Annotated in this window: 17 protein-coding genes; 13 read left to right on the plus strand and 4 right to left on the minus strand. The window is 37.5% G+C overall.

The genetic code is table 11. The features are described 5' to 3' along the window. Window positions 1–49: 49 nt before the first annotated feature. The 4 genes from IO90_RS06275 to kduI all read right to left on the minus strand — a co-directional run bounded on the left by IO90_RS06275 (window position 50) and on the right by kduI (window position 3,563). Window positions 50–397: a cupin domain-containing protein gene (locus tag IO90_RS06275; protein ID WP_034965051.1), complete on the minus strand. Its 348-nt coding sequence runs from the start codon at window positions 395–397 to the stop codon at window positions 50–52. Window positions 398–478: 81 nt separating this feature from the next. Then, window positions 479–1,882, minus strand: coding sequence for a glucuronate isomerase (gene uxaC / locus IO90_RS06280; protein WP_034965053.1), 1,404 nt, complete (start codon window positions 1,880–1,882; stop codon window positions 479–481). Window positions 1,883–1,938: 56 nt separating this feature from the next. Then, window positions 1,939–2,724: a gluconate 5-dehydrogenase gene (locus IO90_RS06285; protein WP_034965054.1), complete on the minus strand. Its 786-nt coding sequence runs from the start codon at window positions 2,722–2,724 to the stop codon at window positions 1,939–1,941. A 2-nt stretch (window positions 2,725–2,726) separates the two neighbouring features. After that, entirely contained in the window at window positions 2,727–3,563 is an 837-nt protein-coding gene (kduI, locus tag IO90_RS06290) for a 5-dehydro-4-deoxy-D-glucuronate isomerase (RefSeq protein ID WP_034965056.1), read from the minus strand. Between the two features lie 795 nt (window positions 3,564–4,358). Between kduI and IO90_RS06295 the strand changes: the two genes are divergently transcribed. The 13 genes from IO90_RS06295 (at window position 4,359) to IO90_RS06355 (ending at window position 25,079) form a co-directional block, all read left to right on the plus strand. Then, window positions 4,359–7,610: a SusC/RagA family TonB-linked outer membrane protein gene (locus IO90_RS06295; protein WP_076768769.1), complete on the plus strand. Its 3,252-nt coding sequence runs from the start codon at window positions 4,359–4,361 to the stop codon at window positions 7,608–7,610. A 10-nt stretch (window positions 7,611–7,620) separates the two neighbouring features. Continuing rightward, window positions 7,621–9,441 carry a RagB/SusD family nutrient uptake outer membrane protein gene (locus IO90_RS06300; protein ID WP_034965058.1) on the plus strand — a complete coding sequence of 607 codons (1,821 nt, stop codon included), beginning with the start codon at window positions 7,621–7,623 and terminating at the stop codon, window positions 9,439–9,441. 247 nt (window positions 9,442–9,688) lie between these two features. Continuing rightward, window positions 9,689–12,256, plus strand: coding sequence for a T9SS type A sorting domain-containing protein (locus tag IO90_RS06305; protein ID WP_034965060.1), 2,568 nt, complete (start codon window positions 9,689–9,691; stop codon window positions 12,254–12,256). Between the two features lie 227 nt (window positions 12,257–12,483). Next, entirely contained in the window at window positions 12,484–13,509 is a 1,026-nt protein-coding gene (locus tag IO90_RS06310; protein WP_034965061.1) for a pectinesterase family protein, read from the plus strand. Between the two features lie 83 nt (window positions 13,510–13,592). After that, window positions 13,593–14,591 (plus strand): DUF4861 family protein, encoded by a 999-nt coding sequence (locus tag IO90_RS06315; RefSeq protein WP_034965063.1) that lies wholly within the window; start codon window positions 13,593–13,595, stop codon window positions 14,589–14,591. A 96-nt stretch (window positions 14,592–14,687) separates the two neighbouring features. Next, the gene (locus IO90_RS06320; RefSeq protein ID WP_034965065.1) at window positions 14,688–15,938 is read left to right on the plus strand and encodes a glycoside hydrolase family 105 protein; all 1,251 of its coding nucleotides are present in this window, start codon (window positions 14,688–14,690) and stop codon (window positions 15,936–15,938) included. Between the two features lie 164 nt (window positions 15,939–16,102). After that, on the plus strand, window positions 16,103–17,740 hold the full coding sequence (locus IO90_RS06325; RefSeq protein ID WP_117596586.1) for a glycoside hydrolase 43 family protein: 1,638 nt from the start codon (window positions 16,103–16,105) through the stop codon (window positions 17,738–17,740). Window positions 17,741–17,743: 3 nt separating this feature from the next. After that, a complete protein-coding gene (locus tag IO90_RS06330) occupies window positions 17,744–18,586 on the plus strand; it encodes a rhamnogalacturonan acetylesterase (protein ID WP_034965067.1) in 843 nt (280 codons plus the stop codon). A 3-nt stretch (window positions 18,587–18,589) separates the two neighbouring features. Then, a complete protein-coding gene (locus IO90_RS06335; RefSeq protein ID WP_034965069.1) occupies window positions 18,590–19,429 on the plus strand; it encodes a rhamnogalacturonan acetylesterase in 840 nt (279 codons plus the stop codon). 243 nt (window positions 19,430–19,672) lie between these two features. Continuing rightward, on the plus strand, window positions 19,673–21,346 hold the full coding sequence (locus tag IO90_RS06340) for a glycoside hydrolase family 28 protein (RefSeq protein ID WP_034965071.1): 1,674 nt from the start codon (window positions 19,673–19,675) through the stop codon (window positions 21,344–21,346). 95 nt (window positions 21,347–21,441) lie between these two features. Continuing rightward, the gene (locus tag IO90_RS06345; protein ID WP_081871783.1) at window positions 21,442–22,392 is read left to right on the plus strand and encodes an alpha/beta hydrolase; all 951 of its coding nucleotides are present in this window, start codon (window positions 21,442–21,444) and stop codon (window positions 22,390–22,392) included. A 566-nt stretch (window positions 22,393–22,958) separates the two neighbouring features. Further along, the gene (locus IO90_RS06350) at window positions 22,959–23,936 is read left to right on the plus strand and encodes a pectinesterase family protein (RefSeq protein ID WP_034965073.1); all 978 of its coding nucleotides are present in this window, start codon (window positions 22,959–22,961) and stop codon (window positions 23,934–23,936) included. 375 nt (window positions 23,937–24,311) lie between these two features. Continuing rightward, entirely contained in the window at window positions 24,312–25,079 is a 768-nt protein-coding gene (locus tag IO90_RS06355; protein ID WP_165570248.1) for a T9SS type A sorting domain-containing protein, read from the plus strand. Window positions 25,080–25,524: the final 445 nt, after the last annotated feature.

Here is a 25,524-nt window from a genome sequence, read left to right on the forward strand (position 1 = left end):
ATATTTTTGCTAAACCTTCAAGGTTTTTAAAACCTTGAAGGTTTGATTTTTATTTTATAAAATCTTCTCTGTGCGGGCTGAAAACATCAACCAAGATTCCGTCTTCGAGACAGACCACGCCGTGAATAATATTTGAAGGTACGAAAAATGAATCACCTTTTTTCAAGGTTGTTTTTTCTTTGCCGATGGTGACTTCAAAACTTCCTTCAGAAACGTAAGTTACCTGAATGTGTGGATGTTGATGTGCATAGCCAATACCTCCTTTTTTGAAACGGACATTCACCATCATTACAGAATTGTCGTAGCCAACAATCTGTCGGTCGATGTATTTGTCTATTTTTTCCCATTCTGTAGAATCGGATTTGTAGAATGTTTGTGGTGTATGTTCTGTTTTCATAATTTTCCTGTATAAGCTCCATAGGTTTCACCTACGGCTACTAATATTTAACCCTACGGGTCACCTTACTACTAGTTTATTTTAAAAGCTGAAATATTCTTTCGCATTGTGGTAGCAGATGTTGCTGACCATTTTTCCAACCAGATCCATATCGTGTGGTAATTCTCCGGTTTCGATTTCCTTTCCTAACAAGTTACACAAAACTCTACGGAAATACTCGTGTCTTGGGAAAGATAGGAAACTTCTAGAGTCTGTCAACATTCCGATGAAACAGCTGATAAGTCCCATATTTGAAAGGGCATTCATTTGTTTTTCCATCCCGTCCTTTTGATCCAAAAACCACCATCCGGAACCGAATTGTACTTTTCCTTTCACAGAACCGTCGTTGAAATTCCCAATCATTGTTGCCATCACTTCGTTGTCGGCAGGATTGAGATTATAGATGATTGTCTTTGTTAATTTGTCTTTAGAATCCAAAGCGTTCAGGAATTTTGACAGGTTTTCTGCCTGAGAAAAATCTCCGATAGAATCCCAACCTGTGTCTGGTCCTAAAACTTTCAGCATTCTTGCATTGTTGTTTCTAAGCGCGCCAACGTGGAATTGCTGAACCCAGCCTAACTGGTGGTAAGTCTCGCCTAAGAACAACAAAATTGCGGTTTTGAATTGCTCGATCTGGTGAGGTGTCAACGTTTCTCCTTTTAGTTTTATCTCGAAAATGGCGTTGATTTCTGCTTCTGTAGCATTTTGGAAAGAAACGTTGTTCAGTCCGTGGTCTGACAGTTTGCAACCGTTTTCGTTGAAGAATGTTGCTCTTTTTGACAAGGCGTCGCAAAGCGTTTGGTAAGAATTTATCTCGATGCCTGCAGATTCGCCTAATTTTTGAACGTAAGCGTTGTAGTCATCGTTCTCGATCAAAATTGCTTTGTCAGGACGGAAAGCGGTGCTTACTTTGATGCTGAAATCGCTTTTTGCCAAGTCTTGGTGATAATTCAAAATGTCAGTTGGATCTTCTGTGGTACAAAGTGTTTCCACATTTCTCATTTTGAGCAAACCTTGAACGGATTTCTCTGGCGTTTGAAGTTGTGCCGAAATGTTTTCGTAAACTTGATCTGCATTTTTCTCATTAAGCAAATCATAAACGTCAAAATATCTTGCCAATTCCAAATGCGTCCAGTGGAACAGAGGATTTCTCAAGGTGTGAGGAACTGTTTTTGCCCAAGCTTGGAATTTTTCTTTATCAGATGCATCGCCGGTGATGAATTTTTCGTTCACACCCAAAGTTCTCATTGCTCTCCATTTGTAGTGATCGCCACCGATCCAAGCTTGAGAAATATTCTCGAACTGGCGATTTTCCGCGATTTCTTTTGGAGATAAATGGTTGTGGTAATCGATGATCGGCTGTTTTTCTGCAAAATTGAAATACAACTCTTCAGCGAATTTATTTTGTAATAAAAAAGTATCTGTGATAAATGGTTTTGTACTCATAATGAGATTTTTGATGATAGACTAAGAGATAATAGACGAATAGATGATAGACTGATTTATTCGTTGGATGGTTTTCCGATGGTTGCTAAGATTCCGCCATCAACGTAGATGATTTGTCCGTTGATGAAATTACTGGCTTCTGAACCTAAGAAAATAGCGGTTCCGGCAAGATCTTCTGGATTTCCCCAACGACCTTCCGGTGTTCTGCTGATAATGAATTCGTTGAAGGGATGTCCGTCAACTCGGATTGGTTCAGTTTGAGACGTTGCAAAATATCCAGGACCAATTCCGTTCACCTGGATGTTGTGTTTTGCCCATTCTGTCGCCAGATTTTTGGTCAGCATTTTCAATCCTCCTTTGGCAGAAGCGTAAGCCACAACGTTGTCACGGCCCAATTCGCTCATCATAGAACAGATGTTGATGATCTTTCCGGATCTTCTTTTGATCATATTTCTCGCCACCAATTGTGACATAATGAAAGGTCCAGTCAAATCTACATCGATCACTTTTCGGAAATCAGAAACTTCCATTTCCAAAGCTGGAATTCTTTTAATGATTCCGGCATTATTAATAAGGATGTCGATCTGTTTGTGATTTGCTTCGATCTCTGCTACTTTTTCAGAAGCTTGTTTCTCATCGGTCACATCAAAAATGTAACCTGTTGCTTTGAAACCTTTTGATTGATAGTATTTTACAGCTTCTTCCAATTTGGATGGCGTAGTGCTGGTCACCACAAGTTCTGCACCTGCCGATCCCAAACCTTCTGCCATTGCCAAACCAAGACCGTGTGTTCCACCGGTGATTAAAGCTACTTTTCCTGTTAAGTCGAATAAATTTGTCATAATTATTTTAATTCGTCAGTTTTTACAGCATCCATATCGCCGTAATCCATATTTTCTCCTGCCATTCCCCAGATAAAACTGTAGTTGGAAGTCCCAACACCAGAGTGGATAGACCATTCCGGAGAGATCACTGCATCTCTATTTTTAAGAAAAATGTGGCGTGTCTCCGTAGGTTGTCCCATAAAATGTGAAATGGTCTGACCTTCTTCCAGATCGAAATAGAAGTAAGCTTCCATTCTTCTGGTGTGCGTGTGAGATGGCATTGTGTTCCAAACGCTTCCTTCGTGTAATTCGGTCATTCCCATTTGTAGTTGGCAAGTTTCCAGAACGCTGTTCACAATCAATTTGTTGATGGTTCTTCTGTTTGCATATTTTGCATCGCCTAATTCTACGATCTCCGCTTCATCTTTTGTAATTTTCTTAGTTGGAAAAGCGTGGTGAGCTGGTGCAGAATTAATATAGAAATAAGGTTGTTCGCCGTTTGAAGCTTCGAATGTCACTTCCTTGTTTCCTTTTCCTATATATAAGGCCTCCTTATTATTAAGTTCGTAAACCGATCCGTCTACAGTCACTTTTCCTTTTCCGCCAACGTTGATAATTCCTAATTCTCTTCTTTCAAGAAAGTAAGGTGCTTTTAATTCGTCGATGGTTTCTAAAGTTAGAGCCTTATCAACTGGCATAATTCCACCAACGATCAAACGGTCGTACATTGTGTAAACCAATTTGATCTGGTTTTCTACGAACAAATCGTTGATTAGAAATTCTCTTCTTAGATCTTCTGTTGTGTAATTTTTGGCATCGTTTGGATGATGCGCGTATCGGAATTCTGATTGAGTCATTTTAATAGGTGTAATATGAACTATTTATTAATTCTGTGTAATCGATTGCATAGATATTTGCATTGATTGGCACGGGAAATAATTTTTGTAAATATAAATATAAATTTCAACTGGGAAACAAAAAATTGAATTAAATTTTATAATATTGATTTTCAATTATTTATATGTTGATATGCATGGTTTTTTGTTGGTTTTGAAGTCATTAATCCTAATTTAAATTAACCTAAAAAGTATCATCTGTGCAAATTTTGTCATTTTGTTGCTCAGATTTCAAGGAAGCAATATTGATATTAATTTTATTGATTAAAATTCTGATTTACAGCTGTTTATGATTTGTATTAATTATTTTTAATGACTGATTTATCATTTGAGCAAAAAATGTACTTTTTGACAGAAAAAAAATGTGATTTCCCAAAATTGGGATTGTTAAGTTAATTTTTGGTTAATTAAAATCGATATTATTAAGACAATTTGTGATTTAAATCATTCTTTCGAGATGTTAAAATATGTTAATTAATTAACTTTTGAAAGATTTTGTTTAATTAAAATTAACATATAAATAACTGATTATTAGTTATTTGTGTTTTTAAAGAACACATTATGTTTTATAATGTTACAGGAATATTAATAAAAAAAATAAATTTTTTAGTTGCCAATTAGAAAATAATCTTAGTTTAGTCGAGTTAAGAAATCTTAAAAAAATCAAGTGCAATCGATTGCATTTTATTTGTCAGATTTCATGATACTATATATAAAGAAAAAAATTATTACTAATTATAAAACTAAAAAGTATCTATGAGTGGTTTAAAACTAGGTATCCAAAGCGCTTTTATAAAAACGACGATCGCATCTGTCTTTTTATTGCCGGCATTTGGATTAGCTCAAGAGTTGGTCAAGGTTTCCGGAAAGATTACTTCGGATCAAAGCAAACCTTTGCAAGGAGTTGAAGTTACGGTAAAGAATTCTAAATTCTCTACAATGACGAACAATGCAGGTAACTATGAGCTAAACGTACCGAAAAATGCAACACTTGTTATTCGTTCAAGAGGATTTGAAGAGCAGGAAGTTGGCGTGAATGGGCAAACTAGAATCAATGTCACATTATCCAAAGGAGACTCTCAAAAGGAAAATGCTATTGATGAAGTTGTGTTAGTAGGATATACGACTGTTTCTAAAAAAGACATTACCAATTCTATCTCATCTGTAAAAGGTGAGCAGTTGGCAGATATGCCTGTGAACAGTGCGGCAGAAGCAATCCAAGGTAGAATGGCGGGAGTTCAGGTGACTTTCGGAGAAGGTTCTCCAGGTTCTGATCCGGAAATCAAAGTAAGAGGTGGAACATCCATCACGCAGGACAATGCACCATTGTACATCGTAGATGGTATCCAAATGGATAATGCATTGACACTGATTTCTCCAAAAGAAATAGAATCTATCGAAGTTTTGAAAGATGCTTCTTCAACTTCCATCTATGGAGCGAGAGGTGCGAATGGAGTAGTTCTAATCACAACAAAAAGTGGTAGAAAAAATACTAAAACAACAGTTAACTATAACGGGTACACCGGGATCAGAACCATTGCGAAAACTTTGGACGTGATGAGCCCGTACGATTTTGTACAGTACCAATACGAGTTGTACAACAGAGATGGTTATCAGGATTTGATGGACAAATTTGTAACGCTTTACGGTCCTTATTCTGAGATCGATCAATACAAAACCATCCAAACAAGAGACTGGCAAGAAGAAGTTTTCGGAAAAGAAGCCTTTAACTTTACACACAACTTGAACATCTCTGGTGGTACTGCAACTTCTGCGTTCACATTATCTTTGAACCACGTGGAAGAAGATGGGATTATGATCAATTCCGGTTTCAAAAGAAATATGGCCAACTTCAAATATGATTTTGACATTAGCAAAAAATTAAAAGTTGGATTGACGGCAAGATATAGCCAAACCTTCATCAACGGTGCCGGAACAGCATCTACAGGTTCTCAAAGTACAAATAGACTTAGAAACGTGATCAGATACAGACCTTTCGAAAATGGATTGAGTACTGGAGCTGGTTCTGACGAGTTTGATACTGATGATTTCGCAGCAACTAACTTGGTAAATCCGGTATTGTTGTCAAACAACGAGATCAGATACAACAATACAGACAACTTGTTCTTGAATGGTGTTATTACCTATAACATCGTTAAGGACTTAACTTTCAAAAGTGTAATTGGATATGTTCAGAATGATCAGGAACTTCAGCAGTTTTCAGGTCCGAAAACATATTTGTCAAGAACCAACGCAGATATGTCTGTGGTACAATTGACCAACACACAAACAAGAAGAATCACGAATACCAATACATTAAATTACAAAAAGAAAATTGGTAATCACAAAATGGACTTCTTGCTAGGACAAGAGATCGTTCAAACAGATGGTGACAGATTGAACCTAAACGTAAAATGGTTGCCAACATCTTTGACTCCGGCTCAGGCTTTCGCAAACATTCAGTTAGCAATGCCACCAGCAGGGATGATTCAGGATGCGCCAGCAACTACAACTACTGTTGGTAGATTGGCATCGTTCTTCGCAAGAGCAAATTATATTTATAACAACAAATATATTGCTACTGTCTCTGTGAGAAGAGATGGATCCAACTCTTTTGGTCCAAACAACAGATGGGCAAACTTCCCATCAGCTTCATTGGCATGGAAAGTAGGAGAAGAAGATTTCTTGAAAGATTCTAGAATTGTAAACGACTTAAAACTTCGTTTGGGTTACGGACAGTCTGGAAATGATAGAATCACGCCATTCTTGTATGATACTTTCTACAGTCCATCAACTGATTTTGGTTATACAGGTGGAACAGGAATCATCACAGGATCTGCACCAGGAAACATTATGGCAAATCCTAACATCAAGTGGGAGGCAACTGTTTCTAGCAATGCTGGTATTGATTTCTCATTATTCAATAACAAAGTTTATGGATCTATCGATGGTTACATCACAGATACAAAAGATCTATTGTTATTAGCGAAAATTCCTCAGACTTCTGGATATGAATTCCAATATCAAAACTCTGGGAAAACTCAAAACAAAGGTTTGGAATTAGCTTTAGGAGCTATTGTTGTTAGCAATGATAACTTCACTTGGAAAACAGATTTCAACGTTGCACACAATCAGAATGTGATCAAAAGCCTTGGATCTTTGACAGAGTCTGGAACAGATTATTACTTGGTTCCTTCAGGATGGGTGAATAACTTGTTCGATTTCAAAGTTCAAGTTGGTCAGCCAGTGGGGATGTTCTACGGTTATGTAACTGAGGGCAGATATGAAGTCAGTGATTTTGATTTTAATCCTGCTAACAATACTTACAAATTGAAAGATGGAATCCCTTCTACAACCAACGTTGCATTAGGAAACAGAGCGGCACAGCCAGGAGATTTGAAATTGAGAGATATCAATGGTGACGGAGTGATTGATACAAAAGATCAAACTGTACTTGGAAATGCGCAGCCTAAGTTTTATGGAGGTTTCAACCAGACTTTCAAATACAAAAGTTTTGATATGAGTTTGTTCTTCAACTTCTCTGTTGGGAACAAGGTTTACAACGCCAACAAAATGGAGTTCACGACAAAATTCCAATACACGGATCAGAATATGTTCGCAGATATGGCAGACAGATTTAGATGGTTTGGTGATGATGGCGTAAAAGTTACAGACCCTACCGCATTGGCAGCATTGAACGCCAATACAACAATGTGGACGCCATCAGGTGGAAACTATTTCTTGCATTCTTACGCAATCGAAGATGGATCTTTCTTGAGATTGAACAACGTGACACTTGGTTACACATTACCAAAAGATGCGCTGAAGATGCTAGGAATTTCCAACTTCAGACTTTATGCAACAGCCAACAACGTATTTACAATTACCGGTTATTCAGGATATGATCCAGAGGTGAGTACTAGAAAAAGTACGCTTACTCCAAACGTGGACTATGCAGCATTCCCACGTAGTAGATTTTTCCTAACAGGTGTTGATATAACTTTTTAATTCAAAAAAAATGAAACTTAACAGATTAATTTCGATTTTAAGTTGTTTAATAATAGTCCTCACATTCACATCTTGTGAAGATTTCTTGGATGCGGAAAATATTTCTAATTCAAACGAACAACAACAATTTGACAGCACGGCAGACACATTTACAGCATTGATCGGTGTTTATAACCAAGTAATGGGTGATGATGGCTACGGACAAAGACTGAACTTGTATTATCCACAATCAGGGGATGATTTCAAAACTTCAGGAGATTTCAACTGTAACGATAGAAGAGGTCTTAGTGCTTATGGTGCTTGTACTTCAAATCCAGATCTTAACAGACCATTCCTTAAGTTATATTCAGGTATTGAAAGAGCAAATCTTGTGATCAAAAATATTCCTTTGTCTCAAGTTTTCCAGACAGGTTCTAATTCAGAGAAAGCTTTGATGAACAGATATCTAGGAGAAGCTTACACATTGAGAGCACAATTCTACTATGACTTGATCAAGAACTGGGGCGATGTTCCAATGCAATTGGTTCCTTCTTCAGATTTGGAGTCAGTTTATCTTCCAAAGACAGACAGAGACGTGATCTACGAACAAATGCTTGCTGATTTGGAAACTGCAGCGACATTGGTTCCTTGGAGATCGGAAGCTGGAGGAAGCAATACTAGAATTACAAAAGCAGCTGTGAAAGGTCTTAGAGCAAGAATTGCCTTGGCCAGAGCTGGCTACTCTCTTAGAAGAGAACCAAGAATCATGGCTCAAGGGTCAAACCCACAGGTTTATTACAAAATCGCTTACGATGAATGTAAAGACATTATCACAAAAGGGGATCATGGATTGAATGCTAATTTCGAAGCAGTTTTCAGAGCATTGCATGACAATACAGAAGATGCGGCTCACGAAGTAATCTATGCTGCTGGTGCATTTGGAGGTAACTCTAGAACAGACAGTAAAATTGGATACTATAACGGAATGAGACACGACAATGCTTCTTCTTGGCAGAGTAGTGGTGGAATCAATGCTATCGCAACTTACTTCTACGAGTTCGGGAAGTTTGATGGAAGAAGAGATATCACTGTGGCTTCGATTCAAATCAATGGAAGTAATCAAGCAATTCCAACAACTGGTGTTTTATCTACAGATGGTAAATTCAGAAAATCTTGGACTAATATTACGGGAACATCTCAAAACCTTGCGATTGACTGGCCAATGTTCAGATATTCTGACATACTTCTTATGTTTGCAGAGGCAGACAACGAGTTGAATGGTTCTCCTTCTGCAGAAGCAATTAATGCAGTTCAACAAGTTAGAAACCGTGCTTATGCAGCAAACCTTGGACAGGCGGGAAGTATCCCAACGGACAAAACTGGATTCTTTAATTATATCGTTCAAGAGAGATTGCTAGAATTTGGTGGAGAAGGATTGAGAAAATATGACTTGATCCGTTGGAATCTTTTGGCAACAAAGATTGCTGAGACAAAACAAAACCTTTCACTATTGTTGAATGGTTCTGGCAAATATGCAAATGTTCCTTCTTACATTTATTACAAAGCGTCGCCTTACGACAGAACAAGAACAGCAGCGGCTCAAATTGCAGCAATGGATTATTACGTTCCTGCAGGTGTGAGCAAAGCAGATGTTTTCTACACGCCATCGGTAGCAGAAACACCAACTGGATACGTAAGAGCTAACTGGAGAGCAGCAATGACGGCAACTTACATCAATGATCCTGCTAAAGGATATGCCCAATACTTTGAGGCAAACAGAAAAGAGCTGTTCCCAATCTATGATGATATCATCTTATCAAACTATAATCTAAAACAAGATTACGGCTACTAGGAACCAGTTTCCTATTCTATTGAATTTTTAAGTTTTTATATTTTTAATTTTTTTTGAAGATTCACTCTATCAGAGTTTTATACTCTGGTAGAGCTGATTCTAAGGACTTTGTTGTCTTTAATCAAAAAATAAATTCGCGCTTATTATTTCGAATTAGTTAATGAAAAAGGTCTGAAGAAGAAAACACTAATTACAATAATTAAAACATTTTTTTACCTGAAACAATTAACTCATTAAATATAATTAGATGAATAAAATTAAATTACTTTATGTTTTCCTATTGCTTGCTTTCACGCAGGTGACGGGACAATCTGTTACACTCGGTGAGTCGGGTGGATGGCTGGAAACTGCCTACGTAAAATGGCAACCTGTAGAAGGTGCCGGAAGATACAATGTTTACTACTCCGGCGAAGGTGTTGTAAACAAAAAGATTGATGACTATTTGATCCGTAGCTACGGTTCATATTTCAGAGCTGATGTTCTAGGACTTAAAGGTGGTTCTTACACGATCTCTGTGAATCCCGTAATCGGTGGAGTAGAAGCGCAAGGTGCCACTACAAGCACACTAACAGTTTTGCCTCACGACAGAAACGGTTTTGCTTTTGCAAACGGAAGAGTTCCTGGAGGTTACAAAGCAGACGGAACGCCTAAGGATAATGCAGTTATTATTTACATTACTCAAAATAGCAAAAATACTGTTGCTTTTGATGTTGTAACGAACAATAAGGGAAACACAACAAACTACGTTGGATTCCAAAACATTATTTCTGGAATCAAAAAAGGGTATGAAAACAGACCTTTCATTTTCAGATTGGTTGGGAATATCACAGATTTCGCTACGATGGAAGGTGGAGACCTTGTTTTGGAAAATAAAAACAATACAAATAGCTACATTACTGTAGAAGGTGTTGGAAACGATGCTACTGCAAACGGATGGGGAATTCGTGTGAAAAATGCGACAAACATCCAGATCAACAATCTTGGTTTCCTAAACTGCGATAGTAGTGAAGGTGACAACATCGGGATGCAACAAAATAACACACACATCTGGGCTCACAACAATGACTTGTTCTACGGAAACGCTGGTAGCGACGCAGATCAGATCAAAGGTGACGGTGCATTGGACAACAAAGGAACTACTTTCGCAACTTACGCTTACAACCACTTCTGGGATTCTGGAAAAGGAAGTTTGCTAGGATTGAGTGAAGGTTCTAATGCAGGATTGTACGTGACGTACCACCACAACTGGTTTGATCATTCAGACTCTAGACATCCAAGAGTTCGTTACTACTCAGCTCACATTTACAACAACTATTTTGACGGCGTTTCGAAATATGGTTCAGGTTCTACTTTGGGTTCTTCTCTTTTTGTAGAAAACAACTATTTCAGAAACTCAAAAAATCCAATGATGATCTCTATGCAGGGAACAGACGTTTGGAGTCCATCAAAACAACAAAACGATCCAGGCAACCAAGGAACATTCTCTGGTGAAAATGGTGGAATGATCAAAGCATTCAACAACTTAATTGATACAGACATCGCAACCAACTCTATGCGTTTTGTAGCTTATGGAGATCCTTCTCCTGAGTTCAATATTCCTGGAAAAATCAGTTCTACTGTAGATTTTGATGCTTTTTTAGCGACAACTCGTGGTGAGGAAGTTCCAAACACAGTGAAATCTTTCAGAGGTGCTAACACTTACAACAACTTTGACACAGATGCAGATCTATATGTGAAAAATCTAGTAGTTGAAGAGCCAACTGTTGCCAGAGATAAGGTTAAGGTTTATGCTGGTAGAGTACAAGGTGGAGACATCAAATGGACTTTTGACAATGCTGTAGATGATAAATCTTATGCAGTGATTCCAGCGCTTAAAGCTTTGCTTACTGCTTACGGAACTTCTTTGGTATATATTCAAGCAGAAGCTCCAAGTAGCCAAACATTGGTAAATACTTCTGGAAACAAAGATCAAACAGTTGCAGAAAATGTTGCAATCGCACCGATCGTATTTACTTGGGGTGGAGATGCAACAGATGTTGCAATTACAGGATTACCAGCAAATGGACTTACAGTTGTGAAAAATGCAAGTGCTAAAACAGCTACTATCACTGGAACGCCTACGGCAAGCACTACTTATTCAGTAACTACAACAGGTGGATCAGGAGCATCAATCTCAATCAGTGGTTCTGTTACTGTTGGAACTACACCTCCTCCTGCAAGTGGTGGTGAGATTCACAACTTTACAGTTTCTGGAAAAGAGAGTACATTCTATTCGATCACTGGAAATATGAACTCTACAAATGGTTCCCAAACTTACGACGGATTGACATTGACAAAACGTATCAAATTGGAATCTTCTACTAATATCAGTTATACAACAACAGAAGAATCTACTTTAACTTTAGTTTTTGATGCAGATTTTAGCAAAAAAATAAAATTCAACGGAGAAAACTACACGGCAACAAATGGTGTTCTTGTAATTCCAAATGTTCCAGCAGGTACACACGCTATCACAAAAGGTGACACGACTAACTTGTTCTACATCAAAACAGCTTATGCAAATATGGCGACAAGTGATATCAACAAACCTCAAGTGTCTGTTTATCCAAATCCAGTTTCTGATGTATTGAGAATCAACACTGCTGGACAGAAAATTCTTAGCGTGAAAGTTTACAGCTTTGCTGGAAATGTAGTTAAGAATATTGTTGATGTAAAAGGAGATTCAGTTGATTTGAGTAATCTTAACACAGGAAACTATATCGTGACTATCACAACAGATAAAGGTACAGTGACCAAAAAAATTATCAAAAAATAACCCTACATAATTTAATGTCAATCTGTAGATTTCAGATCGCATTATTTAAATGTTAAATATTACAGGTTTTCATCCCGAACGGGGTGAAAACTTGTATATTTAAAAAAGGTTCATATTTTTTAAGCTTTTTAATATGAAAGTTTAATGACATTGAAACCTTAGAAATTAAAACAATATTTATTACAAATCATTATTAAATATTGCAAACAAAAAATTAGAAATTAAAAATGAAGCAGTCCAAAATCAAAAACTTTTTATTGTTTTTTTCTTTCGTTCTCGTTTTGATGAGTATCAATTCTTTCAGCATTATCAATCGTGATTCTGAAAAAATTTATACAGTCGCAAAAGACGGTTCTGGAGATTTCACAACAGTACAAGAAGCGATTGATGCAGTAGGAAACGGACTTCAAGCTACTTCTAAAATTATTATCAAAAAAGGAACTTACAGAGAGAAGATCACAGTTCCGGCAACCAAAGGTCCGATCACTTTTGAAGGTGAAAGTCTTAAAGAAACGATTATCGTAAATGATGATTATGCCTCAAAGAAAAATGCCGATGGTAAAGAATTCGGAACTACTGGTTCTTCCACTATTTTTATTTTCTCAGATAATTTCTCAGCCAAAAATATCACGTTCCAAAATGACGCTGGCAAAGTCGGACAAGCTGTTGCAGTTTTAATTACTGGCGACCGCGCGATTTTCGAAAACTGTAGATTTCTCGGATTTCAGGACACATTATATTTGAAAGGTCAGCAAGACGATCCTTCAAAAGCGAAAGAAATCAGACATTACTTCAAAAACTGTTACATCGAGGGAACCACGGATTTTATTTTCGGTGCAGCAACGGCAGTTTTCCAAAATTGCGAGATTTATGCGAAAGAATCTGCAACTTATCTCACCGCGGCTTCAACCCCGGAAGGTAAAAAGTTTGGTTTTGTTTTTATCGATTGCAAAATCACGGGCGATGCAAAATCTCAATCCGTTTATCTCGGCAGACCTTGGCGACCATTTGCGAAAACAGTTTTCATAAATACAGAAATCAGCGATGTCATCAAACCAGAAGGTTGGCACAATTGGAACAAACTAGATGCGGAGAAAACCACATTCTACGGAGAATTCAATTCCAAAGGAATCGGAGCCAATTCTGAAAAACGAGTTTCCTGGTCTCATCAATTATCAAAGAAAGAAGCTAAAGAATATTCCATCAAAAACATCCTCGGAGGACAAGACAATTGGAATTTCAAAATGAAATAAATCAGAAGCGTCCAAAAAACTCCCCCTCCTGTTGGAGAGGGTTGGAGAGCGGAAAAACTTCGCGCAAAAAAATAAATTTAAAAATGAAAAACATCATTCTAAAATCCATCTACTCAGGAATTCTGATAAGTTTCATCAACTGTTCAGCCCAAACCGATGTGATTCAGAAAATCAAAAAAGAAGGAAGCAAACCTTTCACCTACGCTGAATTATCAGTGAAGCACGGCGGAAAGTGGGAAGGCAACAAATACGTTGGCGGAACTTTCAAAAATATCACAGAACTTTCTATTCCAGCTGAACATACAGACCATTCTTCTTACATCAGATACGAAGGCATCGGTTTGGAAAACAACCAAGTGTGTTACAGATTGTACCTAGATTGGAGAAACGCTACCGATATTTTTGGTAAAAAAGTGACCACTTTGGTTTTACCAGAAGTTGGACAAGACGGCTTCGAGTCTTACCATCACGATGCACCGTGGGGACAGGATATTTTGAAATCCGGTCGTACAATTGGCGTTGGTTCGTACGGAAGATATGACGAGCAAAATGACTTCGTAGAAACTTTCAAAATCGTAAAAAATACAGATGTGAAAGTAACGAACGAAGCCGATAAATCCTTTGCAACCATCAATTACAAAGGTTGGAAAACTTGGGGCGACGCGGTAGATCTGCAATCCAAACTCACGATTTTCAACAAAGACCGTTTCGTGAAAGTTGATTTGGAATTGAGCAATACCATTTCTGGTTTGTGTACTGGGATTGTTGCAATCAAGGATATTCCGTTTAAACAAGTGGTGAGCAAAAACGGAAAATGGGCTTACATCGCGACTTACGGACAGCAAACTTTAGCAAGAAAAGAGGATAATCTTGGGATGGCAGTTATCTATCCAATCGATAATTTTGATAAATATGTGAAAACAAAATCGACGCACGTTGTGGTTTTCAAAAAAAACAAAAATGTATCGTATTACTTTCTGGGCGCGTGGTCTCAAGAACCAAATGGGATTAAGACAGAAGCTGATTTTTACAAAGATTTGGACAGTAAGTTAGAATTGTTGGACAAAGACGGAAAGTTATAGATTAAGGAAATTAATCTGCTAAATCAATAAAATCTGCAAGAAAAAAATTCTTAGAAAAACCTTGACAAGGCTAATAAAAAAATAAAAATTAGAGTTATGAAATTCCAAACACTTAAAATATTATCGATCACAGCTTTGGCTTCGGGAATGTTCCTGTCTTGTGCGCAAACCAAAACTGCAACTACGCCAAAAGCTACAACCGAAACTTCAACCGGAAAAGCAATTCCAACAAACCTCAATTGGTCAGAAAGAATGATGCTTTCCGAAATGAAACGTTTCCCCGATGCGTGGATGCTGGATTTCCACAAAACACCAAAGTGGAGCTATCCAAACGGATTGGTTTTGAAAGGAGCCGAAGAACTTTATAAAAAGAACGGCAAGAAAGAATATTTTGATTACATCAAGGGTTATGCAGAAGAGATGGTAAATGCAGATGGAAGCATCAAAACCTATAAGGTCAAAAATTATAACATCGATATGCTGAACTCCGGCAACGTCTTATTGTATCTTTATTCTGTGGACAAGCAGGAAAAATATCTGAAAGCTTTACAATTATTAAGGTCTCAGTTGAACGACCACCCAAGAACTTCAGAAGGCGGATTTTGGCACAAGCAAATCTACCCGCACCAAATGTGGTTGGACGGATTGTATATGGGCGAACCGTTTTACGCCAACTACACTCAAATTTTTGAAAAAGGTGAAACTGCTACAAAAGCTTACGACGATATTGTCAACCAGTTTGACTTGATTCAAAAACATTTGAAAGATCCAAAAACTGGATTGTTGTACCACGGCTGGGACGAGAGCAAAGAGCAGGCTTGGGCAGACAAACAAACCGGACTTTCTCCCAATTTCTGGGGAAGAGCAATGGGTTGGTACGGAATGGCGATCGTAGATGTTTTGGATTTCCTTCCTCAAAATCATCCTGGAAGAGCAAGATTGATTTCATATCTCAATTCCTATTCCGAAGCTTTGGTAAAAGTGCAGGATTCGAAAACAGGACTTTGGTATCAAGTATTGGACAAAGGTGGCGAGAAAGGAAATTACCTTGAAGCTTCAGCATCGTCTATGTTTGTTTACACATTTGCGAAAGGTGCGAGAAAAGGCTATCTGCCAACATCTTACAAAACCATTGCAAAGAAAGGTTATGACGGGATCATCAAAAATCTAATCTCTGTGGAAAAAGACGGAACAGTCAATCTAAATCAAAACTGTGCAGTCGCAGGTTTGGGTGGAACGCCTTACAGAAGCGGAACTTACGAATATTACGTCAACGAAGAAATCCGTTCCAACGATCCAAAAGGAACTGGACCATTCATCCTTGCAAGTTTGGAATTAGAGAAATAGAATTTTATTAAAATTTTTAGGGCAACTTATCCGCCTTCCGCTCCCTCCCGATTTCACATCGGGATCCGCTCAAGTCGGGTTGCGAGCGATTCGATAATAAAAATCTGAAGAATTTGCAAAATCAGCGAGAGAAATTTTATTCATTTAAATATAAAATTTTGAAAATCAACAAAAAACATATCATCCTTTCATTGTTTGCATTGTCAATCAATCAATTGGATGCACAGAAAACAAAACCTTACGTTTCGGAAGTTTGGGTTTCAGATTTAGGAAACGGGAACTACAAAAATCCGGTTTTGTACTCGGATTATTCGGATCCGGATGTGATTCGCGTTGGAGACGATTATTATATGACAGCCTCCAGTTTCAATGAAGCACCAGGATTGCCGATTCTTCATTCCAAGGATATGATTAATTGGAAATTGGTGAATTACGCTTTGCCAGAAGTTTTACCGGCAGAGCATTTCAGCACACCCAAAAGAGGCGACGCTGTTTGGGCGCCGAGCATCCGTTTTCACAAAGGTGAATTCTATATTTATTGGGGCGACCCAGATTTTGGGATTTATATGATTAAAACCAAAAATCCTTTGGGCGAATGGGAAAAGCCAATTCTCGTGATGGAAGGTAAGGGCTTGATAGATTCTTGTCCATTTTGGGACGATAATGGCGACGCCTATCTCGTTCACGGTTGGGCAGGCAGTAGAGCTGGCGTGAAAAGTATTTTGACCATCAATAAAATGAATCCGGAAGGAACCAAAGTTCTGGACAAAGGCATCCACATTTTCGACGGTCACGATGCGCATCCAACTGTGGAAGGTCCAAAAATGCACAAGAGAAACGGCTATTATTATATTTTTGCGCCGGCTGGTGGCGTTGCAACCGGTTGGCAATTGGTTTTGAGGTCAAAAAATATTTATGGTCCTTACGAGGAAAAAATCGTTTTGGAACAAGGCAAGTCAATTATCAATGGTCCACACCAAGGCGCTTGGGTGGATACTCAGAAAGGTGAAGATTGGTTCTATCATTTTCAGGATGTTGATGCCGGCGGAAGAATCGTACATCTGCAACCGATGAAGTGGGAAAAAGATTGGCCTGTAATGGGAATCGATACCGACAAAAACGGAATTGGAGAGCCAGTTCTGACCTACAAAAAACCAAATGTAGGCAAGACTTTTCCAATCGAAACACCAGCAGAATCAGACGAGTTCAATGAGGATAAGATTGGATTGCAATGGCAATGGAGCGCCAACGAAAATGTGGTTTGGTCTGCAAAAATTCCTGGCAAGGATTATTTGAGATTATTCTCAATGAAACTTCCGGATGGCGAAAAGAATCTTTGGAACGTTTCAAACTTGTTGACTCAGAAATTTCCTGCGCCAAATTTCGTCGCCACGACCAAAGTGAAATTGTTCCCAGAAAATGCTAAGGAAGGCAAGGTTGCGGGACTTTTGGTAATGGGAACCGACCACGCTTCCCTTGTGGTTGCGAACAAACCGGACGGCTATTACCTTCAATTGAGAAAAGCCGGGAAAGCTGAGAAAGGTGGCGAGGAGAAAATCCTGAACGAAATCAAATTAAAATCAAACGAAGCATATCTGAAAGTCAATGTCAATGAGCCAAACGGAATCTGCACCTTCAGCTACAGCGAAGACGGAAAGAAGTTCGAAAATATAGGACAGAAATTCCAGGCAACACCAGGAAAATGGATTGGCGCAAAAGTCGGAATCTATTCCGTGAGCGACGCAAAAGTTTCAAGAGGTGGATACGCAGATTTTGACTTTTTCAGAATTACCAAAAAGTAAGAAATGAAATTTAATTTCAACAAAATAGCATCTTTTTTAGCTTTCGTATTTGTGCTGTCAGCTTGTCAGTCTCAAAGTAATTTGACTAAAAATAAGAGCAATCAGAACGTCACTCAAATCTTTTTGATTGGCGATTCTACCGTTGCAGATTATTCCGGAGATTACGAGCCAGGCAAAGATTATATGAAAGTCCGTTACCCGATTATGGGTTGGGGACAGGTTTTTCAGCCACTTTTCACGAAAGAAAATTTAGCAGAATTAAAACCTTTTCTGAAAACAGATTCTGTTAAAATCATTGATAAGGCCAAAGGCGGACGAAGCACCAGAACTTTTTTCCAGGAAGGAAGATGGCGATTCGTTTTCGAAAATTTGAAACCCAATGATTATATGATGATGCAATTCGGACACAACGATGGTTCGGAAAAACACACAGAACGTTTTGTAAACATCGAAGGTTACAAAGAATTTCTAAGATTGTTCGTGACGCAAACCAGACAAAAAGGTGGCAAACCAATCATCCTTACACCTGTCGCAAGAAATTACCCTTGGAAAGACGGAAGACTCAACAATGTTCACGGCGAATATTGGCAAGCGCCGATTGATATTTCAAAGGAAATGAATGTTCCATACATTGATTTGAACAAATTGTCAATGGATTTTTTTACCACAAAAGGTCAGGAATATGTTTCCCAAAATTACTTTATGAATCTTCCCGAAGGCAAATACGAAGCCTATCCAAAAGGTCAAAAAGATGACACGCATTTTCAGCCAGACGGTGCAAAAGTCGTGGCAGAAATGGTCTTTGCAGAATTTAAAGAAATAATTAAAACGGATAAATCTAATTAGTAAATGAAAATATCTTTTAAGAATATCTCCGCAGTATTTTTCGTCACGGCATCTTTGCTATTGACGGCTCAAACGGCGCAGGATAATCAGAAAGAAAGAATGGTAACACCTTCCAAAGACAAAACCACGACCAACATTTTCTTAGCTGGCGATTCCACTTTGACTGATTACAGTTTGGAAAGCAATTATCAGGAAAAGCGATATCCACAGCAAGGTTGGGGTGGCGTTTTTCAGGAATTTTTTGTAGCAGACAGCCTCAAAACTTTGAAATCTCCAGCACTTGCGAAAAATGTTTTGGTGGTTGACAAAGCCAAAGGTGGAAGAAGTACACGAACTTTTTTCCAAGAAGGAAGATGGCGTTATATTTTTGAAAATCTAAAACAGAAAGATTGGGTTTTGATTCAGTTTGGTCACAACGACGAATCTGTTAAAAAAGTCGATAGATACGTGGATGTTCCCGGTTACAAAGAATATTTGAGACTGTTTATTTCTCAGGTTCGCGAGAAAGGTGCGACGCCGGTTTTGGTGACATCCGTTTCCAGAAACAGTCCTTGGAAAGATGGCGTTTTGGGCGACAGTCACCCGGAATATGCACCTGCGATGATAGAAGTGGCACAAGAATTAAAAGTAGATTTGATAGACCTGAACAAACTTTCCCGAGAAATGTTGACCAAAAAAGGAAAGGATTATGTGACCACCGCGTACTTTATGAATCTTCCCGAAGGTAAATATCCGGCCTATCCAAACGGACAGAAGGACGATACACATTTCCAGCCAGAAGGTGCAAAAGCAATGGCACAGATAGTTTACGACGAATTCAAAAAAATTGTAAGTAAAAAATAAAATTAATTTTCCGCCCTTTAGGGTTAGTGTAATGAAAATTATTTGGGCAACTTATCCGCCTGGAGTTTATCCTGAGCTTGTCGAAGGGCTCCCAATTTGTCACTCTGAGGCTCTCGAAGAGTCCGCTCAAACCTAACGAAGTGGAATCTCAGCAGTTTAGATTTCTACGGAATGACAAAATTGAAAATAAAAATATAAAATCCAGAATCTCGGTTCTTGATTCAAAAAATTAAAATAAGTATAATGAAGAAAACGATTAAATTATTAGCTTTAAGTCTAGCGACATTATTTTCCGCAAACAGTTTTGCGCAATTGCAGACAGCCGACCTTTACAAAAATATAGAATTCAAAATGCCAACCGTTGCGGAAACTTCTTTCCCAGCGACTTCTGTGAGCATCAAAGATTTTGGCGCAGTGGCCGGCGGAAATGTAAAAAACACAGAAGCTTTCAAAAAGGCAATCACGAGCATCAATCAGAAAGGCGGTGGAAAAGTGGTGGTTCCAAGAGGAATCTGGATGACTGGTCCAATTGTTCTTCAAAGCAATGTCAATCTGCATTTGGAAGATGGGGCAATGATTTTGTTCAGCAAAGATTTTAACGATTATCCTTTGGTAGATGTGAGTTTCGAAGGTCTGAACACGACTCGTACACAATCTCCGATTTCTGCAAAACGTGCAACCAACATCGCTATCACAGGAAACGGCGTGATAGACGGAAGTGGCGACGCTTGGAGATACGTGAAAAAAGGAAAGATGACAGACGGACAATGGAAAGAATTGCTTTCCAAAGGTGGCGTTTTGTCCGATGATAAGAAAATTTGGTTCCCGACAGAAAGTTCCAAAAAAGGATTTACAAGCACAGGAAACTTCAACGTTCCAGAGAAAATGACAAGCAGAGCAGAATTGGAAAAAGTAAAAGATTTCCTTCGTCCAGTGATGGTGAGCATCGTGGAATGCGACAAAGTTTTGCTTGATGGACCAACGTTCCAAAACTCTCCAGCGTGGAACCTTCATCCATTGATGTCCACCAACTTGATTCTTAGAAATCTGAATGTTAGAAATCCTTGGTATTCACAAAACGGAGACGGATTGGATTTGGAATCTTGTAAAAATGTCTTGATTTACAACAATACTTTTGACGTTGGTGATGATGCAATCTGTATCAAATCCGGAAAAGACAAAGACGGTCGTGACAGAGGTGTTCCGACGGAAAATGTCATCATCAAAAACAACACAGTTTACCACGCACACGGCGGAATCGTGATTGGAAGCGAGATGTCTGGCGGTGTTAAAAATCTTCACGCGTCGGATTGTACTTTCATCGGGACAGATATTGGACTTCGTTTCAAAACCACGAGAGGTAGAGGTGGCGTTGTAGAAAACATCTGGATGAGCAATATTGATATGATTAATATCCCAGCTCAGGTGATTGGTTTCAATATGTTCTACGAAGGAAATTCGCCAATCATCGAAGAAGACCAAAGTGCGGACAACGAAAAAAGAGTAGAAAAACAAATTCCAGTAACTGCGGAAACACCGATTTTCCGAAACGTGTTTTTCAAAAACATCAATGCAAGCAATTCTTACGAAGCTTTATCATTGAATGGATTATCAGAAATGAATCTAAAGAATATCGTCATCGAAGATTCTAATTTCGAAACCAAAAAAGCTTTGACCATCGTAGATGCAGACGGAATCACATTGAAAAATGTAAAACTGAAATACAGCGAAGGAACTGGTGCAACCATCTACAACAGCAAGAATGTTGATATCTCAGGTTTGACGTTGGAATCTGCTAATAACAAACCGACAATCAAGGTTGTAGGAAACAAAACGGCTAACGTAAAACTTCCTAAAACAGTTGCCAAAGAACAAATTACTCTTTCCAAAGAAGTAGCGAAAAACGCTGTGAAATAAATTTAGCGTATAACTTCGTTTCCGTTTAGCCTGACAATTTTGAGATGTCACACTGAGCGGAGTCGAAGTGTTTTAATAGATAAAATATTTAACGGATGAAAACAAGAAAAGTGAATTTTAAAACAACGGAAAATGAAACTTTTAAAAATGTTTTCATCCGTTTTTTTGTGCTTTGGATTTCGGTTTCGAATATCCATTCACAAACCATAGAAAGACCAAAAGCACAACCTTATAATATAGAATCAACTTTCGAAAAACTCAAGAAGAAACATCCATTCATCCAACCTTTGAATTTGGGATTTCCTGATAATATTATCGCAACTAGAAATGTTGAGTATAAAAATTCTGATGGAAGGTCTTTGAAAGCGGACATCTATTATCCCGAAAATTCGTCTCAGAAATATCCTGGAATCATCTTAGTCCACGGCGGTGGCTGGATTTCCGGAAGTAAGGAAAATGAGAGATTTCTCGCTCAGGAATTGGCTTCCAAAGGTTACGTGGCGATGGCAATCAATTACAGTTTGAGCGACGATGCCAAATATCCAACAGCGGTTGAAGACATAGAAGACGCTTTGAAATTCTTCAAAAAACATCGAAAGGAATTTTCATTAGATAAAAACAAAATTGCAATCGGCGGAAATTCGGCAGGCGCACAATTAGCCACTTTGGTTGCTTTAAAAAATAAAGTTCAAGCTATCGTAAACATAGATGGAGTCGTATCTTTCATCCATCCAGAATCGGAGGAAGGAACTTATGCATCGTATTGGTTTGGCGCTTCAAAATCCCAGAATTTCGAACTTTGGAAAGAAGCTTCACCGTTGGAATATGTCGGGAAAAATACAGCCCCAACTATTTTTATCAACAGTTCTCAACCCAGATTTCACGGCGGAAGAGATGATATGATTAAAATTCTCAAAGCAAACAAAATCTATTACGAAGTCCACGAAATCAAAGATTCACCGCATTCGTTTTGGTTGGTTCAGCCTTGGTTTGATGAGACTCTGGATTACACTGTGAAATTTTTGGATAAGGTTTTGAAAAAATAATATTTAATTTTAAACGCAAAGATTATAATTGGTGTAAAAATATATTAGGAAGCAAAGATTGCAAACAAGTTTGCTGATGAAGCTTTGCGTTAATTCAAGCTTACTAAAATCAATTTATTGATTCATCTTTGCTCACTTAAAATCAGCGTCATCTAACATAAACTTTGCGTTTAAAAAATAAAATGCAGTTTCAAAACGCAAAGATTAATAGTTGTGAAAATAAGTTCAGGAAGCAAAGACTGCAAACAAGTTTGCTGATGAAGCTTTGCGTTAATTTAAGCTTAGTAAAATTAATTTATTGATTCCATCTTTGCTCACTTAAAATCATCGTAATCAAATATGAACTTTGCGTTTAAAAAATAAAATGCAGTTTCAAAACGCAAAGATTAATAGTTGTGAAGATAAATTCAGGAAGCAAAGATTGCAAACAAGTTTGCTGATGAAGCTTTGCGTTAATTCAAGCTTAGTAAAATCAATTTATTGATTCATCTTTGCTCACTTAAAATTATCGCAATCAAATATGAACTTTGCGTTTAAAAATACTTACCACTAAAATCAATTTTCTAATGAAAAAAATCACTTTCATATTCGTCTTTCTCTTTTCGATTTTAGCAATGTCTCAAAATCCTTACGTCACAATTACGGTTGCGCAGGACGGGAGTGGCCAATTTACTTCCATTCAGAAAGCAATCAATTCGTTAAGAGATTTGGGACCTGGCGAAGCTTTAATTAAAATAAAATCAGGAGTTTACAAAGAAAAAGTTGTTATTCCATCTTCCAAACATCAAATTACTTTGGAAGGCGAAGACAAAGAAACCACAATCATCACCAACGATGATTATTCAGGAAAACTGAATCCAACAACCAATGAAAAACTCACCACTTTCGATTCTTACACTGTTTTGGTTGTGGGCGATGACATCAAAATTTCAAATATTACGATTCAAAATACTTGGTGCAACAAGGGGCAAGCTGTTTCGCTTCACGTGGAAGGTGATAGATTTGTGATGCGAGATTCCAAACTTCTGGGTTGCCAAGATACGCTCTACACGGCCAAAGACAACAGTCGGCAATATTATGAAAATTGCTACATAGAAGGCACTACGGATTTTATTTTTGGTCAGGCTACGGCGGTTTTCAAGAATTGTGAGATTAGAAGTTTGTCAGATTCTTACATTACGGCATCTGCAACGAGCCCGCAAAATGAGTTTGGATTCGTGTTTTTCGATTGCCACTTGACGGCGAAAGAAGGCGTTTCCAAAGTTTTTCTGGGAAGACCTTGGCGACCTTTCGCCAAGACAGTTTTCATTAATACAACGATGGAAAATCACATTTTACCAGAAGGCTGGAACCCTTGGAAAGGCGACAAAATGTTTCCTGAAAAAGAAAAAACTGCTTTCTATGCAGAGTTTGGAAGCAAAGGAAAAGGTGCAAATCCAAGCAAGAGAGTAGCATGGTCTCATCAGCTTTCCAAAAAGGAGATAAAAAAATATACTATTGAGAATATCTTCAAAAAATCAACGAGCTGGAATCCATCAAAATAAGTTTGTTGCACAATTATAAATCACAAGTATTTCTGAAAATTCATTTTCGAGCCCTTTTTTGGTTGTTTTTATGCAATCGATTAACCTGAGTTTTATCCAAAAATTCAAAAATTTCTGCAATTAATTATTCTTTATCTAATTTTTAATTAAACAATTATTTAATGGATTTACTCTTTATCTAAAGGGAATTTTAATTTTATATTAATGAAAATTAACATTAGGTTAAAAAATAAATTAAAAATTTGTGAGATTATTTGAAAATAATTTTATATTAGAACCATCGATTTGTACTAAAAATTGTGTAATCGATTGCATAGAAATTTTTAAATAATTAAATAAAATTAACTTATCATGAAAAAACTATTATTTTCTTTAATGATCGCAGGTGTTTCTGCGGTAACTTTTAATGCGCAAACTACTTGGGACTTTAATGATGCTACAAAGTTTACAGGTACTGCTTTTACTTCTGACCAAGTAATTCAAGGACTAACATTTAAGTTGGGAACTGCTGCAAATATTACGGGCTTTAATTCTCAAGGTGGTACTTTTTCAGATGGTTATGCCCCAACTCAAAGACTTCAGATGGGAGGTGTAAGTTATGCTAATGGTACTAATGACCCAACAGCATCTGGCACGGTTCCGTTTGTCAGAAGATATATTGAAGTTCCGGTTCCAAACGAGCCAGTACGAATTAAGGTTTGGGCTAGAGGCGGAGGTGCAGGTAGAAAAGTAATTGTACATGATGGGACTGCTGTTGTAGGCAGTATTGCATTTACGGGCTCTAGTGCAACAGATACAGGGATATTAAGTGCAGATTATAGTGGAAATTCTTCAACATTGTATGTTGGGAATGCTGTAGACCAAAATAGTATTTTCAAAATTGAAATACAGTCTCTTGCTACTTTGGCTGTAGTTGATGGGAAAAAATTAAACTCACAGGTTTTCTCATCAGGAAATACAATTAATATAAAAGGATTGGATTCAAAAATTACAAATATCAACGTTTACACTGCAACTGGATCACTTGTAAAATCTTTGAAATCTTCTGCTGATACAAACTTCGAAATCAATACTAAAGGGCTTTACATCGTGAATCTTAAATCAGAGGCGGGTGAGAAGTCAGTAAAAGTTTTAGTGAAATAGTCAATCCGCTATTAGTAATATTTTCATAATTTTTTTTTTCAAAAAATCCTTGTAATTAATTTTACTGGGATTTTTTTTGATTTTTTTTGAATGATAATTGTAGCATATTGCTTTGAAAAAGGGAATGGGTTTTTGATAGTCTTTTTTTGAGAAAATAAAATTTTATTGATTTAGGCTTTATTTTTAGTCAAAATCGTTCAACCGATTGCACTGATTTTTGTCATAAAAAATCAATTTTCCAGCTCTCAAATTAGTTTTTTCTTAAAATTTTGTATGTCTAAAAGTCTCATGGATAAAAGGTTTTAATCTTTTGTTAAATAAAATTAATATTAAATTAAAAAAAAATATCTTGATATTAAATAATAATTTTATATTAGAACCATCAGAAAGTTACACGGATTTGTGTAATCGATTGCATAAAAATATTAACAATCAAATAAATTAT

Source organism: Chryseobacterium sp. FH1 (assembly GCF_000735135.1).
Classification (GTDB): Bacteria; Bacteroidota; Bacteroidia; order Flavobacteriales; family Weeksellaceae; genus Epilithonimonas.

What these genes read in the sequence shown, in the direction of transcription:
- IO90_RS06275 (WP_034965051.1), bottom strand. Translation starts at nt 397, where the DNA reads ATGAAAACAGAACATACACCACAAACATTCTACAAATCCGATTCTACA.
- uxaC (WP_034965053.1), bottom strand. Translation starts at nt 1,882, where the DNA reads ATGAGTACAAAACCATTTATCACAGATACTTTTTTATTACAAAATAAA.
- IO90_RS06285 (WP_034965054.1), bottom strand. Translation starts at nt 2,724, where the DNA reads ATGACAAATTTATTCGACTTAACAGGAAAAGTAGCTTTAATCACCGGT.
- kduI (WP_034965056.1), bottom strand. Translation starts at nt 3,563, where the DNA reads ATGACTCAATCAGAATTCCGATACGCGCATCATCCAAACGATGCCAAA.
- IO90_RS06295 (WP_076768769.1), top strand. Translation starts at nt 4,359, where the DNA reads ATGAGTGGTTTAAAACTAGGTATCCAAAGCGCTTTTATAAAAACGACG.
- IO90_RS06300 (WP_034965058.1), top strand. Translation starts at nt 7,621, where the DNA reads ATGAAACTTAACAGATTAATTTCGATTTTAAGTTGTTTAATAATAGTC.
- IO90_RS06305 (WP_034965060.1), top strand. Translation starts at nt 9,689, where the DNA reads ATGAATAAAATTAAATTACTTTATGTTTTCCTATTGCTTGCTTTCACG.
- IO90_RS06310 (WP_034965061.1), top strand. Translation starts at nt 12,484, where the DNA reads ATGAAGCAGTCCAAAATCAAAAACTTTTTATTGTTTTTTTCTTTCGTT.
- IO90_RS06315 (WP_034965063.1), top strand. Translation starts at nt 13,593, where the DNA reads ATGAAAAACATCATTCTAAAATCCATCTACTCAGGAATTCTGATAAGT.
- IO90_RS06320 (WP_034965065.1), top strand. Translation starts at nt 14,688, where the DNA reads ATGAAATTCCAAACACTTAAAATATTATCGATCACAGCTTTGGCTTCG.
- IO90_RS06330 (WP_034965067.1), top strand. Translation starts at nt 17,744, where the DNA reads ATGAAATTTAATTTCAACAAAATAGCATCTTTTTTAGCTTTCGTATTT.
- IO90_RS06335 (WP_034965069.1), top strand. Translation starts at nt 18,590, where the DNA reads ATGAAAATATCTTTTAAGAATATCTCCGCAGTATTTTTCGTCACGGCA.
- IO90_RS06340 (WP_034965071.1), top strand. Translation starts at nt 19,673, where the DNA reads ATGAAGAAAACGATTAAATTATTAGCTTTAAGTCTAGCGACATTATTT.
- IO90_RS06345 (WP_081871783.1), top strand. Translation starts at nt 21,442, where the DNA reads ATGAAAACAAGAAAAGTGAATTTTAAAACAACGGAAAATGAAACTTTT.
- IO90_RS06350 (WP_034965073.1), top strand. Translation starts at nt 22,959, where the DNA reads ATGAAAAAAATCACTTTCATATTCGTCTTTCTCTTTTCGATTTTAGCA.
- IO90_RS06355 (WP_165570248.1), top strand. Translation starts at nt 24,312, where the DNA reads ATGATCGCAGGTGTTTCTGCGGTAACTTTTAATGCGCAAACTACTTGG.